This is a genomic window from Pseudoalteromonas sp. 5Ae-yellow (genome assembly GCF_014077565.1).
In the GTDB taxonomy this organism is placed as follows: domain Bacteria; phylum Pseudomonadota; class Gammaproteobacteria; order Enterobacterales; family Alteromonadaceae; genus Pseudoalteromonas.
In genome coordinates, this window is record NZ_JACGWD010000001.1 from 14,183 (window position 1) to 30,089 (window position 15,907).

A 15,907-nucleotide genomic window follows, 5' to 3' on the forward strand; every position below is an offset into this window, starting at 1 on the left:
GCTTTTTTAGACATAAAAAAATGGCGCTCACTGAGCGCCATTTTTAATTTAATTCGTTACTATTATTCTGTATCTGGCAGGTTACGGCCATAGAATATTTCTTGCATTTCACGGGTCAGCTTTGAGCGAATTTCGTCTTCTTCGCCCTCAGATAAATCTGCCGTAGAAAGGCCGAATAAATACGTGTTTAGATCGGTTTCTTTTAACATCATTTTGGTATGGAACAGGTTTTCTTGATACACGTTCACGTCCATCATTTGGTACGCTTCTTTTGTATCTTCTGTCATGAAGTTTTGAATCGAGCTAATAGCGTGATCAATGTAGTGCTTAACACCGTTTATGTCGCGGGTAAAACCACGAACGCGGTAGTCAATTGTTACTACGTCTGATTCAAGGCTATGAATTAAGAAGTTTAACGCTTTAAGTGGCGAAATAATGCCACAAGTAGACACTTCAATATCAGCACGGAAAGTACAAATACCATCATCAGGGTGAGCTTCTGGGTATGTGTGTACACAAATGTGGCTTTTATCTAGGTGCGCAACAACTGAATCAGGTAATGGGCCTGGTGCTTCGTCAGCATCGTAATTTTGCTGCTCTTCTACTGGTTCTTCTGAAACCAAAATAGTTACACTTGCGCCTTGCGGTTCATAATCTTGGCGCGCTACATTTAAAATGTTAGCACCAATAATATCAACAACTTCACCTAAAATGTCGGTTAGTCTATCTGCACTGTACTGCTCATCGATATATTCAATATATTCTTTACGTTGTTGCTCGGTCTTTGCGTAACAAATATCATAAATACTAAAGCTTAAATTTTTGGTTAAATTGTTAAAACCATGAAGTTTAAGTTTATCGAAGGGTTTGTTCATAATAAACCAACCTATAAATTAGTGGGTTCTGCACCTGCAGAATGAAAAGTTCGCGGATTTTATACGAATTTTCCTCGAGGAAAAAGCGTTATTTTGCTTGTTCTTGCACAACTTCGTGGCTATGCGTAATTTCTACTGTTTTATCAAGCATTAATGCAACTGAGCAATACTTTTCAGCAGAGAGTGAAACGGCGCGTGCAAGGTGCTTTTCAGACACATTATTGCCTTTAACAACAAAGTGTAAGTTGATTTTGGTAAACACACGTGGGGCTGTTTCGGCGCGCTCTGCACTTAGTTGTACTTGTACATCTGAAAAATCTTGTTTGGCTTTTTTTAAAATACTAACCACATCAACTGATGAACAACAGCCAACTGACATTAAAACCATTTCCATTGGGCTTGGTGCTGCACTATCGCTGCCGCCATCAAACACAACATTGTGGTTAGAATTAGAACGACCAATAAACGTATCGCCTTCAACCCATTTTACATTTGCTTGCATTGTTATATCTCAAAAAATATTTTCTTGATTGTAAGCAAGTTAGCCGTAGTTGCAAATGAAAATGCAACGCAGGGCTATAAAATGACTAAGATTGTTGCGTTAAAGCGCTATCAAAGAGGTTTTTTACTAAACCTGCAAATTCATCTATAAAGGCATGCTGTTCAACCGTGACAGGCTGTGAGGTGATGCTGCTGAGGACTTCTTCTAAATCGTAAACTATGCCATCAACTTCACGTACAATTTGACTACGCTGCTCTGTGTTGAGGTCTGTGTGCTGCTCGCAAATAAGCATCACATTTTGTGCAATAACGTCTTCGATTAATTCCATTACTGTTGGAGCGCCTGGTTTTATTTCGCCTGGCTTCTCAAACAATGCTAAATTTTGAGTTAGATACATGATCAAATCATCGTACCCTTGCCTATCTAAAACCATTATGCGAACCACCTAAATATATTTAATTATGCTGATTTAAGCAGAAAGAGTCGATAATTACTAGCCTTGTACGATAGCAATACAAAAAAAGCAGCCGAAGCTGCTTTTATAATGATTAAGTAGTATTACTGCTTAATCTATTTTTAAGCCTGGGCTTAGTGTTGCTGGCATCGCTACTTTTTCAAGCTCTACTGAAGCAACTGGGTATGCACAGTAATCAGCTGCGTAATACGCGCTTGCTCTGTGATTGCCCGATGCGCCAATACCACCAAATGGTGCTGCGCTTGACGCGCCAGTAATTGGGCGGTTCCAGTTAACAATACCAGCGCGAATACGACGTAAAAAATGGTCGTAATCTGCTGCACTATCACTTAATAAACCAGCCGATAAACCAAAGGTTGTATCGTTTGCTTTATCAATGGCTTGGTCAAAGTCGTCAAAGCGGAATACTTTTAAAAGTGGTCCAAAATGCTCTTCATCTGGGAAGTCACTAATATTTGTACACTCAATAATACCTGGTGTTACAAAGCCAGTATTAGCTGTGTGCTCAAGCTCTACTAATACTTGAGCGCCAAGCTCTACAAGCTCGTTTTGCGCTTTAACCATGCCTGCAGCTGCAGCTGATGAGATCATAGAGCCCATAAATGGCTGGTCTGCATCGTCATAGTTACCTACTTTAATCGCTTTAGTTGCAGTGATAAGGCGCTCTAAAATTGCATCGCCTTTGCTACCTTTAGGTAAAAACAATTTACGTGCACATGTACAACGCTGGCCACTTGAGATAAACGCAGATTGAATAATATCGTGAACAACCGCTTTAGTGTCTTCAACGTCGGTAATAATAAGTGGGTTGTTGCCACCCATTTCTAACGCTAAAATTTTACCCGGTTGACCCGCAAACTGCTCATGTAAAATATGACCAGTGCGCGAAGAACCCGTAAAGAACAAGCCATCAATACCTTTGTGAGCAGCAAGGGCTTTACCCGTTTCTACTTCACCTTGTACAAGGTTAATTACACCTGCTGGTAAACCTGCTTTTTCCCACAGCTTAAGCGTAAGCTCAGCAACTTTAGGAGTAAGTTCAGACGGTTTAAACACAACTGTGTTACCCGCTAAAAGCGCTGGCACAATGTGACCATTAGGTAAGTGACCCGGAAAGTTATACGGACCAAATACGGCTACAACACCATGTGGCTTATGGCGAATCATCGCACGGCCAAGTGGCATTGCGTTTTCTACGTCGCCAGTGCGCTCTAAAAATGCTTTTTCAGAAATGGCAATTTTACCAACCATAGCACCCGCTTCTGTGCGAGTTTCCCACAGTGGCTTACCTGTTTCTTGTGCAATAGTAATAGCGAGCTCTTCGCTGTTTTCTTTTAATTGCGCAGCGAAAGCTTTAATTATTTCCAAGCGCTCAGTAAAGCTTTTATCAGCCCATGCATAAAACGCTTCGCGCGCTGCATTTACTGCGGTGTCTACTTGCGCCGCAGTTGCTGATGATGCCTGCCAAATAACGTCGTTATTTGCAGGGTTTACTGAATTAAATTCTGTGCCTTGGCCTTGTGACCATTGACCATTAATAAATTGTGCAGGATGAGTCATATACTTTCTCCTAAATTAAATCGTGGTTGCACTAACAATATCGCCAGTTTGCAAATGCAATGCATCTGCTACTTCTTGCGATAAAATAAGGCTTTTTGCGCGCTCGTCAAATGTCATTGGTGCAACGGTTGCTCTAAAATCTTCAAGCTTTTCGTTAGCTAGTAACACCATGGTGTCGCCAGTCATTTCGCCAATTTCAACGTTAAAGTTATTTGCATTACGAATCGTCGCAATGTTATCTACTTTTGCTTCAACCGTTGGGCCGCCGTCAAAAATGTCTACGTAGCCATTAAACGTAAAGCCTTCGCTTTTTAATAACTCGATTGCTGGGCGTGTGTTGTCGTGTACTTTACCTATTACGGCTTGCGCATCTTTACTTAGCAAATTTACATAAATTGGGTATTTAGGCATTAGTTCAGCAATGAAAACCTTTTGGCCAATACCTGTTAGGTAGTCGGCTGTTGGAAAATCCATTGAGAAAAAGTGCTCTTCAAGCCACTGCCAAAAAGGGCTACTGCCATTTTCGTCAGACACACCGCGCATTTCTGCAATCACTGTTTGTGCAAAACGCTCTTGATGCTGCTTTATAAACATAAAGCGCGCTTTTGAAAGTAGCTTACCGTTACAATTTTTACGATAGCCATCTTTTAAAAACAATGTGCAAAGCTCTGTAGCGCCTGTGTAGTCGTTACATAGCGTTAAAATATCAACCGCTTTGTATACGTCTAATGTGCGCGAAGAGTGAATCACTTTACTTAAGTGATAATGATAAAATGCATCATCAAGCCCTACAGCAGCTTCAATTGCAGACGTACCTACAACATCACCGGTTTCGCTATCTTCAAGAACAAACAGGTAGCCTTCGTCACCGGGTTGTGACGTTTGCTTAGCAAATGAACTTACAGAATGGTCTATTTTCTTTTGCAATAGTTCTTCGTTTAATGGCAAAGACGTAAAACCATGCCCAGATTCGTGGGCAATTTTCAGTAATGCTGAGTAATCATTTTGCTGGATTGGGCGAAGGATCATCATGAGTCCGCTTGCTCCCTTATAAATAACGGTAAATAGGAATTGCAGGGCAAGCGGTGCTTGCCCTTAATTGGTTGGCTTAAGTCGCTTATGCGTTTACTACGCTTGCTACTGCTTTTTCAAAGCGTGCCATACCTTCGCGAATGTCCGCTTCAGGAATTACTAAAGATGGAGTGAAACGTACTACGTCTGCACCGGCAACTAGTGACATAAGGCCTTGCTCAGTACCTGCCACTAAAAACTCTTTTGCACGACCTTTGTATTGCTCGTTCACTACTGCACCAATTAATAAACCTTGGCCACGGATTTCGCTAAATACGTTGTATTTTTCGTTAACCGCGCTAAGTAGTTCATTAAATAATGCGGCTTTTTCTTTTACGCCAGCCAGTACTTCTGGGGTATTTACTGTATCAAATGCCGCTTCTGCAACAGCACACGCAAGCGGGTTACCGCCATAAGTAGAACCATGTGTGCCTACTTTAAGGTGCTGTGCAATTTCAGTTGTTGTGATCATAGCGCCAATAGGAAAACCGCCGCCAAGTGCTTTAGCCGAAGTTAAAATATCAGGTACTACGTTTAAGCCTTGGTATGCATATAAATCGCCAGTACGACCAACACCTGTTTGAACTTCATCAAAAATAAGCAGTGCGTTATGTTTAGTACATAAATCGCGAACACCTTGAGCAAACTCATCAGTTGGTGAAACAATACCGCCTTCACCTTGTAGAGGTTCCATCATTACGGCACATGTTTTATCGCTGATAAGTGCTTCAAAAGCAGCTAGGTCGTTGTAATCGCAATGTATAATGTCGCCAGGCTTAGGGCCAAAACCATCTGAATATGCAGCTTGGCCGCCAACAGTTACGGTAAAGAATGTACGACCGTGGAAACCTTTGTTGAACGCGATGATTTGTGATTTTTCTGCGCCAAACTTATCAAGTGCAAAACGACGCGCTAATTTAAGCGCGGCTTCGTTTGCTTCTGCGCCAGAGTTGGCAAAGTAAACTTTTTCAGCAAATGTCGCATCAACCATTTTTTTAGCTAGGCGAAGTGCCGGCTCATTGGTCATTACGTTAGATAGATGCCAGATTTTTTCGCCTTGCTCTTTTAATGCGCCTACTAATGCAGGGTGGCAATGGCCAAGACAGTTAACTGCAATACCACCAGCAAAGTCGATAAACTCTCGACCTTGTTGATCCCATACGCGAGAGCCTTCGCCTCGAACAGGAATTACGCTTGAAGGTGCGTAGTTAGGAACCATTACGTGATCAAATAATTCGCGATTGACTGTCATTTTATTTCCTCTTAATTGTGAGCAACACAAAACATCAAAATAGGTGTTTGGTTAATATTTGTAACCAACTTTATAGGCAAGATCAGTAACCTGATAATTGCGCAAAATTGCTTTGTGGTTCAATTTTCAGACGCACATTATTTCAGAATTACTTATATCTGTCTCGTTAAAAACTTTCATGTATCCCTTGAAAATAAAGGGCTAAAGATATTATTTCATAGATAGTGAATAACTATTTGCATAGCTATTTATGCTTATTTTTAGGCAACTAACCGCATGAGTACAGAGGCGCACACGCTTTAATCGGCAAATATGCAATATAAAAATAGAGTGAGAATGAATGGTTAGTCGCAAAAAAATTAACAAAAAATTCAGATTTTTAGTCAATTTGAATAGCTAAATTGGTAAAATTACTCGATTGGAGGGTTTTTAGTTCCGTTTTAGTGAACTTAAAGTACGAAAACCAGCTTAGAGTTTCGTCAGGCTCAATAAGTTGATGCTCTTTTAGATTAAGATATTGAGAGTAGCAACGTGCCTTTAGCATTACTTGTGTTAACGGCAGTAATGTATCGCCCTTATCTACCCCATTTACTAGCTGCTGCATTACACCTTTAAACGGTAAATATTTAAAAGCCATTTTGTCTATTACTTTGGCGCTTACCTCTATCGACTTATTGCTAAGTAGAGTGGTTAAAAATAGCGGGTCGGGCTGTAGCTCTAATAATGCGGTGTGTAAATCTTTTTGGTTTTCATTTCGGGCTAACTGCACTTTACGTTGCCATACTTTCTCAAACGTTTTTAAGTACAAACGCACCAATGCAATTCGCCCTACATCTAAAAGCATACCAAGGGTAAATGCATGAACGTCGTTCACATTATTAATTTGTGCAATTTTTTGCGCAGCAATCGCGTTTGCCATCGCGCTGTCGCGTAGCCGGCGTTTTAATAATGAAAATGGCTCGGTGCTATGTGGCATCCAATGACGCGCAGCAAATGTAGGTATAACTAGCTGTAAGTTATCAAGACCAATATAGCGAAGAGCAAGCGATGGCTTATCTACTTTTACAGACGTGTTTTTACTACGTTGATTACGATAGTAAGGTAAATTAACGAGCGTTACTAACTCCCTACCCAACCAGCTTAAATCATTAACCAATGGCTCTAAACGCCCTACCGATGCCGACTTTACCGCTAATATATCGAGTATATTGGCAATGCCATCTTCAATACCTATGGTGCTATGAATTACACCATCTATATCTTCGAGCTGCTTATATATAGCTGTTTCAATTGTTTTGTGTAGTTGCTCACTTGCTTGCGCGCGATATTTATGATGTGCAGTACTGCTTTGCTGGCGTTTATTCTGTGCGGCCACTTCAACCTGAAGCAAGGTACGCTGCTTCATGGGTTCGCCGTAATCTATATCTAATGTATGAATGAAACCAATTTGCTGATGCGCAAAGCTATGCCCAAGCAATAAGTCATGAGCTCGTTGGCTTAGTATTTTGGCAGTACGCTGCTGGGCTACAAGTTCAGTCATGACATCCATTAATAAAGTATAAAATGCTATGTGTATTATAACATTAGAAGCGAGTTAAAAAGTTATCAAGCAGTTCTAAGCCTTGAGCAGTTAAAATAGCTTCGGGATGAAACTGCACACCTTCGATTGCTAATTCTTTATGAAGTAATCCCATAATTTCGTCAAACTCGCCTTGCTCAGTCTGAGTCCATGCTGTTACTTCAAGCTCTTTAGGTAGAGTTTGCGCTTTAACCACTAAAGAATGATAACGACATACTGTTAACGGGTTAGCTAAACCTTTAAACACACCTTTATTAGTGTGAACTATGGGTGATGTTTTACCGTGCATAACTTTTTTAGCACGAATTACATCTCCCCCCAAAGCTTGCGCGATAGTTTGATGCCCCAAGCAAATCCCTAGAATAGGATATTGTCCTTTTAGTTGCTCAACAACATTTAATGAAATACCCGCTTCGTTAGGCGTGCATGGTCCCGGCGATAACACGATGTGCTGCGGGTTTAACTGTTTTATTTGTGCAATGTTTAGCTCGTCATTACGTTTTACTAAAACGTCTTGATCTAAACGCTGAAAATATTGCACTAAGTTGTAAGTAAACGAATCGTAGTTATCGATCATTAACAGCATTACACAACAAACCTTATAAATTATTGACCACTTACTTCACGCAAGCGGTACTAAGCGTTGCATTCTACCACTATTAACTAGCCAACATAAATTAGCAAAAAGCGTTAAAAATTAACTGTTTTTGCTAAAAGTTCTTTAAAGTCTTTAGTGGGTACTGGTTCACTTAACCCGAACTCTGGTTAAGAGATTTATTAACGTATTAAATCATGGTGATATTTAAATTTATTCTCTCAAGCCAGAGATTCCTTGCACCTTGAGCAATAATATCGAGTTTTAAGCTTTTCGCGAGTAGTTAACACACCTACGTAGGCTGTATACCCCAACAATAAATTATTGACCTCTAAAGTACGTGCATTTATTGATCGCACTATTAAATACTTTGGTGAAATGCCTTACTGAGCAAAATAAACAGATTGCTTGTGCTACATCAAATTAGCGGCTCGATGGTTGAATTATATCTATGTAAGCCCCAGTGTATTATATGAAAGGCAGTAATTCACTTATACAACTCACTTACTTGTGAGCTCATTTATATCCTACTAAGGAGCGAATATGTTAGGCGAAGACCACTCATTAACAAATGACTTTCCAGAGTACTTAAAGACCATTGCCGAGTTAAATGAAAGCGATACTGAATTTGCAAAAAAAGCAGATAAGTACGACAAGCTAGATAAAGAGATTAGAGTGTTAGAGCTCAAAGATGCGCCCATAAGCGATGAACAAATGCATCTATTAAAACACGAACGTACAGAATTAAAAGATTGGCTATACGAGCGCTTGCAGCAAGAGCAGTAATGCCACTAAAAAAAGAGCTCACTGATGAGGTGAGCTCTTTAGATCAACAATGGGTATTTTCTCTAAAACTTTACAAAGCCACCCACAGGTTTCATAAATACACTGCTTGGGCCTGCAAAGGCTTGTGCAAACTCTTCTGATAATTGACTAAATACCGTTACTTTATCCATATCAACTACGCTTAAAAATAGTGGGCCACTTTCGCCCCAACCAGCAAGATGCGCTTTAGCAGCATCTTCATCTTGGTAACGCTCGTAAATATGTACATTGCGCTTGTCTTCACTTACTGTCCACTCATACATTAAAGTGCCCGCTTCACTTTTAGCCAAAGTAACTAATTGTGCCATTACCAGTAAAAACTCATCGTATTTACCTTCTTTAATTTGGCCTTGTACTGTCCAGGTAACATGATTTTTCATTATGCTTTACCTAATTTAAGCTGTGCTAAAATACTGTCTAACGTATCTACGAGTTGTTGATTTTTAGCATTATCAAGTGCATCAACATGAGGAGGCGCAAAGCGTCCTGTATCGTTATCAAAATACAGGCCTGCGGCATCTTTAAATTCATCACTAAGCGCTGCGCGACAAAAAATATTTGCGCCAATTTTTAAATCCCCACCATCTATACCGTAAGCGTCTTTTACCATTTTGCTTCCCAGTAACGATTTAGGGTTTACCGATACAACTAATGGCCCAGTATCTTTAAGCTCAAGCCCTAAATGACGCGACCACATAGTAATAGCCAATTTACTTTGTGCATAAGCCGCACTATCAGAAAGTTCAGTGTTACCTATAAGTGCATTTAAGTTAACGCTTGATTGCGCAGCTGATGACACATTAACCACTCGCGAATCATGACCAAGAACAGGTAACAATAGTTTTGTAAGAAGATATGGCGCAATCGTGTTTACAACAAAGCGAGCATCAAGGCCGTCAATTGTTGTAGCATCAACTAATTGATAAACGCCTGCATTATTAATAAGTACGTCAAGCTGGTTATTATTTTCGGCCAAATCGGCTAATACATTTTTTGCCAAAGTTTGAACTTGGCTCATATCGCTTAAATCAGCAATATAAGTATGTGTACTTGCATTTGGGTATTGCTCGGTTAAAGCTACTTGTAGCGCATTTAGCTTTGCTTGGCTGCGGCCATGTAATAATACGGTGTGACCTTGTGCTAATAACATCTTTGCCGTTTCTAGCCCAATGCCATCGGTTGCGCCGGTAAGTAAAATTGTTTTGTTCATGTTGATCTCTCCTTACTTTATTTTCGCTATATTAGCACCCCGACTTACTGCTGATAATTAGGCCAATAGTTGAATCAGTTTATAGAATTAATTGATAAAGCTAAGCCTATGTTAGTTAATATAAAAGCATTCCTTTAAAAGGCAGGTAAGTGTTTAAGCTGAATGTTTTTTATGCTTTTATTTGAATTACCCAGCAATCATAACTATTGTTTTTAAACCCCCTTAATAGTAGTATTTATCATATAAATACACTTTTCGAGAAATAATATGAGAGTTTTAGTTACTGGCGGCATGGGTTACATAGGTAGCCACACATGTATTGCATTGCATGAAGCAGGTATTACACCTGTTATTTATGATAACTTGTCTAATGCAAGTGCGCGGGTACTTGACCAACTCGAAAAGATTACAGGTACTCGGTTTGAGTTTATTTTAGGTGACATTCAAGACGAGCAACAATTTAAGCTCGCCCTAAAACAGACTAAAGCCGAAGCTGTTTTTCACTTTGCGGCTTTAAAAGCCGTTGGCGAATCAACTGAGCAACCACTGCGTTATTATCAAAATAATGTGTCGGGCACATTAAGCATGCTACAAAACATGCAAGATGAAGGCGTTAACCATATTATATTTAGCTCATCGGCTACGGTGTACGGCGAGCCAGACTACCTCCCTATTGACGAAAAGCATCCTATACGCGCAACTAACCCTTATGGTTGGACTAAAGTCATGGTTGAACAAGCCATGCAAGACGTATGTAATGCCAACAGTCAATTTATGGGTATTGCGCTTCGTTATTTTAACCCAGTAGGTGCACACCCAAGTGGTTTATTAGGTGAAAGCCCTAATGGTATTCCTAATAACTTAATGCCTTTTATTGCTCAAACTGCAGTAGGCAAACGCGACGTGGTTAATATTTTTGGTGACGACTACGACACCGAAGATGGCACAGGCGTGCGCGACTATATTCATGTTTTAGATTTAGCGAAAGGTCATGTTGCGGCATTTATGCAGCATAAAACAGATACCGCCTTTCATGCTTACAACTTAGGCACAGGGCAAGGTTATTCTGTGCTTGATATGATTAAAGCATTTAGCGCATCAGCCAATAAAGATATTCTGTATAAGATTGCACCGCGCCGTGCAGGTGATATTGCCTGTAACTACGCCGATGCCACAAAAGCGCAAAACACACTTAACTGGCACGCAGAACTAACACTTAGCGACATGACAAACGACACATGGCGCTGGCAAACTAATTACCCAAGTGGGTTGGAGAGTTAATATGGCTTTATTAGAAAGTACTCACAGACGTAAAAATCCGCTAACGGGTCGTTGGGTATTAGTGTCACCACATCGTAATAACCGCCCATGGTTAGGCGCAACAGAAGCCGTTAACGAAAACGTACTACCAAAACACGATGAAAGCTGCCCACTTTGCCCAAGTAATACCCGTGCAAATGGTGACAGTAACCCTGATTATAAATACACACACGTATTTATAAATGATTTTGGCGCATTAACGCCTAATGCCAGCGAGCAATTACAAAGCTTAGAATCAGACAGCGATTTATTTATTGCCGACGAAGCCAGCGGCGAATGCCGCGTAATTTGTTTTTCTCCAGAGCATAATAAAACACTACCAGAGCTTAGCCAAAACGCATTGCACGAAGTAGTAAAAACCTGGAAACAAAATTACACAGAGCTTGCACAGCAGTACGAATGCGTACAAGTTTTTGAAAATAAAGGCGAGATCATGGGTTGTTCGCAACCTCATCCTCACGGCCAAGTATGGGCTCACTCGCATTTATCAACCGAAATAGAAGCCGAAGATAACCAGCAGCTTGCCTATTATAAAAAGCATGGCACAGCCATGCTTGCCGATTACGCGCAAAAAGAGCAAGCAGATCAAACACGTGTTGTATTTGAAAACGAACATTGGCTTGTTGTTGTGCCATTTTGGGCAGCGTGGCCGTTTGAAACAATGCTAGTAACTAAAGATAACATTCAAAACTTTAGCCAGCTAAACGATGCGCAAACCGACTCTTTGGCTCAGGCACTTAAAGTATTAACCACTAAGTACGACAACGTATTTAATTGCAGCTTCCCATACTCAATGGGATGGCACAATGCACCTGCTGATAGAAGCTCTGATGAGCAACATTGGCGTTTGCATGCACACTTTTATCCGCCGCTACTTCGCTCTGCTACTGTTAAAAAACACATGGTAGGCTACGAAATGCTAGGCGAAAGCCAACGCGATTTAAGCGCAGAAACCGCTGCTTCTATTTTAAAAGCAGCCAGTACAACACACTATAAAGATACAGCAGGACACACAGATGAAGCTTAACGAATTCCAACAACAATTTTTGTCACTGTATGGCGCGCCTGCTCAAGGTATTGCAGCAGCACCGGGGCGTGTAAACCTTATTGGCGAATTTACCGACTACAACGATGGTTTTGTTTTACCGTGTTCGTTAGAGTTTCGTACCCAAGTAATGTTTAAAGAGCGCGACGACAATATTATTACTGTGCATTCTTTAAATTACCCTGGCGAAAAAGACAGCTTTAGCGTTGATGAAGAAATCACTGAAGGCCAGTCGCAATGGGGTAACTACATTCGTGCTGTTACTTATGTTCTTAAAAGAGCGGGCTACACACTGCGTGGCGCCGACCTACTTATTGACAGCAACTTACCGCAAGGTAGTGGCTTGTCGTCATCGGCCGCACTAGAAGTTGCTGTAGGCGGTATGTTTAACCATATTGCACAGCTTGGTTTACCGCCAGAGCAAATTGCGCTATTTGGTCAAGAAGCCGAAAACGACTTTATGCATTGCCAATGCGGCATTATGGATCAGCTTATTTCAGCTAAAGGCGAGAATGGTCATGCACTATTAATCGACTGTGAAAACCTCGCAACCAAATCAGTTAAAGTTCCTGATGATTTAAATATTGTTATTGTTAATTCAAACTACCCGCGTAAGTTGGTTGATAGCGAATACAACCAGCGCCGTATTGACTGCGAACAAGCTGCTGTAAAAATGGGTGTAGAAACACTTCGCCAAGCCACCATGGCTGGCCTGCAAGCAGTAAAAGCGACATTAAGCGAAAACGAATATAAACGTGCACACCACGTAATTAGCGAAAACGACCGTGTAATTGCAGCAACTACTGCACTACAAAATAACGATATGGATGCACTTCGCACGCTAATGGCAGCATCGCATCAATCACTTAAACACGACTTTGAAGTAACCGTACCTGCAACCGATGGCTTAGTAGAAATTTGTAAAGAAGCGATGGGCGAGCGTGGCGCAGTTCGTATGACAGGGGGTGGTTTTGGTGGCGCAATTGTATGTTTATGTCGTGATGCGGAAGTACCACTAATTAAAGCAGCGGTAGAAAAGCATTACTTTGAACGCTTTAACTTAAATGCTGATATTTACGTATGTTCAGCGGGTTCAGGATTACAAATAACGTCTTTTTAAATAAACTTAAGGAATAAGCATGGCAAAGGTTAATTGGGGAATTATTGGGTGTGGCAATATAGCTCACACCTTTGCTAAAAGCATTGCGCATTGCAGTGATGCACAGCTTATTGGCGCTGCATCAACGAGTGAGCAGCGCGCTAAAGAATTTGCCACACCGTACAATATTCAAGGCTATGAAAGCTATCAAGCTCTTATGCAATGCCCAAATATAGATGCTATTTATATTGCCAATACCCACGATCAACACTTTAAAACGATAGCCCAATGCTTAAAACACAATAAGCACGTGCTAAGCGAAAAACCAATTACCGTTAATGCTAAGCAGTTGCAAAGTCTCACTGAGCTTGCAAAACAACAAAACTGCTTTTTAATGGAAGGCGTTTGGATGCGATTTTTACCTGCCATAGTAAAATTACAACAGCTCCTAAGTGAAGGTGTTATTGGTAATGTACACAGTGTTAATGCTAACTTTAGTTTACCTGGCAGCTTTGCAGATACTCATCGATTAATGAACCCTGTAACAGCGGGTGGCGCCCTGCTCGATTTAGGTATTTATCCTATTTCGATTGCTGATGTGGTATTTAATAAAGCCCCTGAACACATCAACTCCTTTGTACATAAAAGCACAACCGGCGTTGATGAGCGAAGCACTGCTATAGTTGATTACGGTAACGGGCAATTTGCATCTCTTGCCAGCGCACTGCAGCAAAATGGCCCAACAGAAGCATGTATTAATGGTGAGCTTGGCTATATTCGAATACCTCAGTTTGTAGGTGCACAAACGCTAGAGCTACACATAAAAGACCAAGACCCTCAGTACTTTGAATACAACTTTAGTGACGATGAAAACTTTAAGTTTGAAATTGCACATGTCACGCAGTGTATATTACAAAAACAAACCCAAAGCAGCGTATTACCACTGGGTACTAGCTTACGGGTTATGAACATAATGGATACCTTGCGAGCACAATGGCAGCTGCAATATAGCAATGCTATTGAGTCGGCTGAACTGACAAATTAAGAAATAAAAATACACAACAAGGACACACAATGACACACACACTCAAGGCGCTTTCAAAAGCTATATTACTTGCTACGTGCAGTTTATCTGCCAGTGTAGCTGTTGCTGAATCTAATAAACCAGAGCAGCTATACCCGCCAATCACTAGCGAAGTACTGCCAGAGCTTGCAGCTAAAGGTAGCTACAATGTAGGTGTGCAAACACTTGATTTAGTTAACCCTGCGCAATTTGACCCCGCTACACAAGGCCAAAAAGATCGTCCTTTAAAAGTAGAGGTGTGGTATCCGGCTGCAAATACAGCAAAAGCGCCACTTACCAGCTACACCGATCAAACTCGCTCAGGTAAAGAGTTTATTCTGCAAGCCGATGCAATGCGTGATGTCGCCATTAATAATAAAGAGCACTACCCTGTGATAGTGCTTTCGCACGGTTATACCGGTTACCGTACAATTATGTACTACCTTGGCGAGCATTTAGCGTCGCACGGTTACATTGTGGTAGCTATTGATCATACTGACTCAACCAATGCCGATGTTGATTTTAAAAATGCACCGTTCTCTGGCTTTTTTAGCACGCTTATAAATCGCTCACGCGATCAGCAGTTTGTTATTAATTACTTTAATGAGCAAAACAACTTTGCAAGCAAGCAGGTAGATAACAAAAGCGCAGGCGTAATTGGTTACTCAATGGGTGGCTATGGCGCTGTAAATACGATAGGTGGTTGTTACGCTTTTAATGAGCAAACTACAGCTATGTTTACGGGTATGAAAGACCCTGCTCAAATTAAACAAGTACAGCAATTACTAAACAGCTGCGCTGGTGGACAATACCAAAACCCAAAAGTAGACCCACGTATAAAAGCGATGGTGGCCTTTGCGCCATGGGGCGGACAGCACACTATATTTGATGCCAAAGCAATGGAAAATATTAAAGTACCTTCGCTTTATATAGCCGGTAACTTAGATGACATTTCAGGCTATGAAAGCATTAAAAGTCTTTATGAACAAACAGGCAGCAAAGATAAGTACATGCTTACTTACAAAAATGCACGCCATAATATTGCACCACACCCAGCCCCTGCTATTGCACAAAGTAGCAGTGAGCTAGATATAGGCCATTACTACGAGCCTTCGTGGTCTATGCGTACACTAAACGAAATTAACAAACACTTTGTACTTGCCATGATGGATTGCCACGTAAAAGGCATAGCCAGCGAGTGTAAATACTTAGATTTACCACAAAACGGCGACCAAGCTGTTGTTGATGGTAAACCGCTGCCACAGTGGCGCGGGTTTGATAATCGCTTTTCTACCGGTATGGATTGGCAACAAGCTAAACCTCACACCAAGTAATAATAAGCTTTAAGCGGCTGTTTTAATCAATAGCCGCGTACGCCCTTAAAATAATGCAAAAATAAAACGCCTTTTATATAAAAGAGTTACCAGAAAATATTA

Annotated in this window: 16 protein-coding genes; 6 read left to right on the forward strand and 10 right to left on the reverse strand. The window is 40.9% G+C overall.

The annotated features are described in order from the left end of the window. Positions 1-62 precede the first annotated feature (62 nt). The 8 genes from speD to H4J63_RS00095 form a co-directional block, all read right to left on the reverse strand. On the reverse strand, positions 63-875 hold the full coding sequence (gene speD, locus H4J63_RS00060) for an adenosylmethionine decarboxylase (protein WP_182193694.1): 813 nt from the start codon (positions 873-875) through the stop codon (positions 63-65). Between the two features lie 88 nt (positions 876-963). Beyond that, complete coding sequence (locus tag H4J63_RS00065; RefSeq protein WP_024600073.1) at positions 964-1,377, reverse strand: OsmC family protein; 414 nt, start codon at positions 1,375-1,377, stop codon at positions 964-966. Positions 1,378-1,462: 85 nt separating this feature from the next. Continuing rightward, a complete protein-coding gene (locus H4J63_RS00070; RefSeq protein WP_182193696.1) occupies positions 1,463-1,810 on the reverse strand; it encodes a DUF3802 family protein in 348 nt (115 codons plus the stop codon). A gap of 132 nt (positions 1,811-1,942) precedes the next feature. Next, the gene (astD, locus tag H4J63_RS00075) at positions 1,943-3,412 is read right to left on the reverse strand and encodes a succinylglutamate-semialdehyde dehydrogenase (protein WP_024603338.1); all 1,470 of its coding nucleotides are present in this window, start codon (positions 3,410-3,412) and stop codon (positions 1,943-1,945) included. A gap of 15 nt (positions 3,413-3,427) precedes the next feature. Beyond that, positions 3,428-4,444, reverse strand: coding sequence for an arginine N-succinyltransferase (gene astA / locus H4J63_RS00080; protein ID WP_002958860.1), 1,017 nt, complete (start codon positions 4,442-4,444; stop codon positions 3,428-3,430). Between the two features lie 85 nt (positions 4,445-4,529). Then, the gene (locus tag H4J63_RS00085; protein WP_024606490.1) at positions 4,530-5,735 is read right to left on the reverse strand and encodes an aspartate aminotransferase family protein; all 1,206 of its coding nucleotides are present in this window, start codon (positions 5,733-5,735) and stop codon (positions 4,530-4,532) included. Positions 5,736-6,114: 379 nt separating this feature from the next. Continuing rightward, on the reverse strand, positions 6,115-7,275 hold the full coding sequence (locus H4J63_RS00090) for an HDOD domain-containing protein (RefSeq protein ID WP_024606491.1): 1,161 nt from the start codon (positions 7,273-7,275) through the stop codon (positions 6,115-6,117). Positions 7,276-7,318: 43 nt separating this feature from the next. Next, complete coding sequence (locus tag H4J63_RS00095) at positions 7,319-7,900, reverse strand: aminodeoxychorismate/anthranilate synthase component II (RefSeq protein ID WP_024606492.1); 582 nt, start codon at positions 7,898-7,900, stop codon at positions 7,319-7,321. Positions 7,901-8,452: 552 nt separating this feature from the next. On the opposite strand from H4J63_RS00095, the gene H4J63_RS00100 reads away from it, so the two are divergent. Then, on the forward strand, positions 8,453-8,695 hold the full coding sequence (locus tag H4J63_RS00100) for a YdcH family protein (RefSeq protein ID WP_002958856.1): 243 nt from the start codon (positions 8,453-8,455) through the stop codon (positions 8,693-8,695). Positions 8,696-8,757: 62 nt separating this feature from the next. Here the strand turns inward: H4J63_RS00100 and H4J63_RS00105 are convergent, their stop codons facing one another. Further along, the gene (locus H4J63_RS00105; RefSeq protein WP_002958855.1) at positions 8,758-9,114 is read right to left on the reverse strand and encodes a putative quinol monooxygenase; all 357 of its coding nucleotides are present in this window, start codon (positions 9,112-9,114) and stop codon (positions 8,758-8,760) included. Further along, positions 9,114-9,944: an SDR family NAD(P)-dependent oxidoreductase gene (locus tag H4J63_RS00110; protein WP_002958854.1), complete on the reverse strand. Its 831-nt coding sequence runs from the start codon at positions 9,942-9,944 to the stop codon at positions 9,114-9,116. Before H4J63_RS00110 ends, H4J63_RS00105 begins: the two co-directional genes overlap by 1 nt. Before the next feature lie 267 nt (positions 9,945-10,211). On the opposite strand from H4J63_RS00110, the gene galE reads away from it, so the two are divergent. From galE to H4J63_RS00135, 5 genes are read left to right on the forward strand one after another with little or no spacing between them, the layout of a single operon-like run. Next, positions 10,212-11,225: a UDP-glucose 4-epimerase GalE gene (gene galE, locus H4J63_RS00115; protein ID WP_182193697.1), complete on the forward strand. Its 1,014-nt coding sequence runs from the start codon at positions 10,212-10,214 to the stop codon at positions 11,223-11,225. Between the two features lies 1 nt (position 11,226). Beyond that, positions 11,227-12,291, forward strand: coding sequence for a UDP-glucose--hexose-1-phosphate uridylyltransferase (locus H4J63_RS00120; RefSeq protein WP_182193699.1), 1,065 nt, complete (start codon positions 11,227-11,229; stop codon positions 12,289-12,291). Further along, the gene (gene galK, locus H4J63_RS00125) at positions 12,281-13,429 is read left to right on the forward strand and encodes a galactokinase (RefSeq protein WP_024606495.1); all 1,149 of its coding nucleotides are present in this window, start codon (positions 12,281-12,283) and stop codon (positions 13,427-13,429) included. Before H4J63_RS00120 ends, galK begins: the two co-directional genes overlap by 11 nt. Positions 13,430-13,448: 19 nt before the next feature. Then, positions 13,449-14,453, forward strand: coding sequence for a Gfo/Idh/MocA family protein (locus tag H4J63_RS00130; protein WP_182193701.1), 1,005 nt, complete (start codon positions 13,449-13,451; stop codon positions 14,451-14,453). Positions 14,454-14,482: 29 nt separating this feature from the next. Next, positions 14,483-15,805, forward strand: a complete 1,323-nt coding sequence (locus H4J63_RS00135) for a dienelactone hydrolase family protein (protein WP_182193703.1) — start codon at positions 14,483-14,485, stop codon at positions 15,803-15,805. The last annotated feature ends 102 nt before the right edge of the window (positions 15,806-15,907 follow it).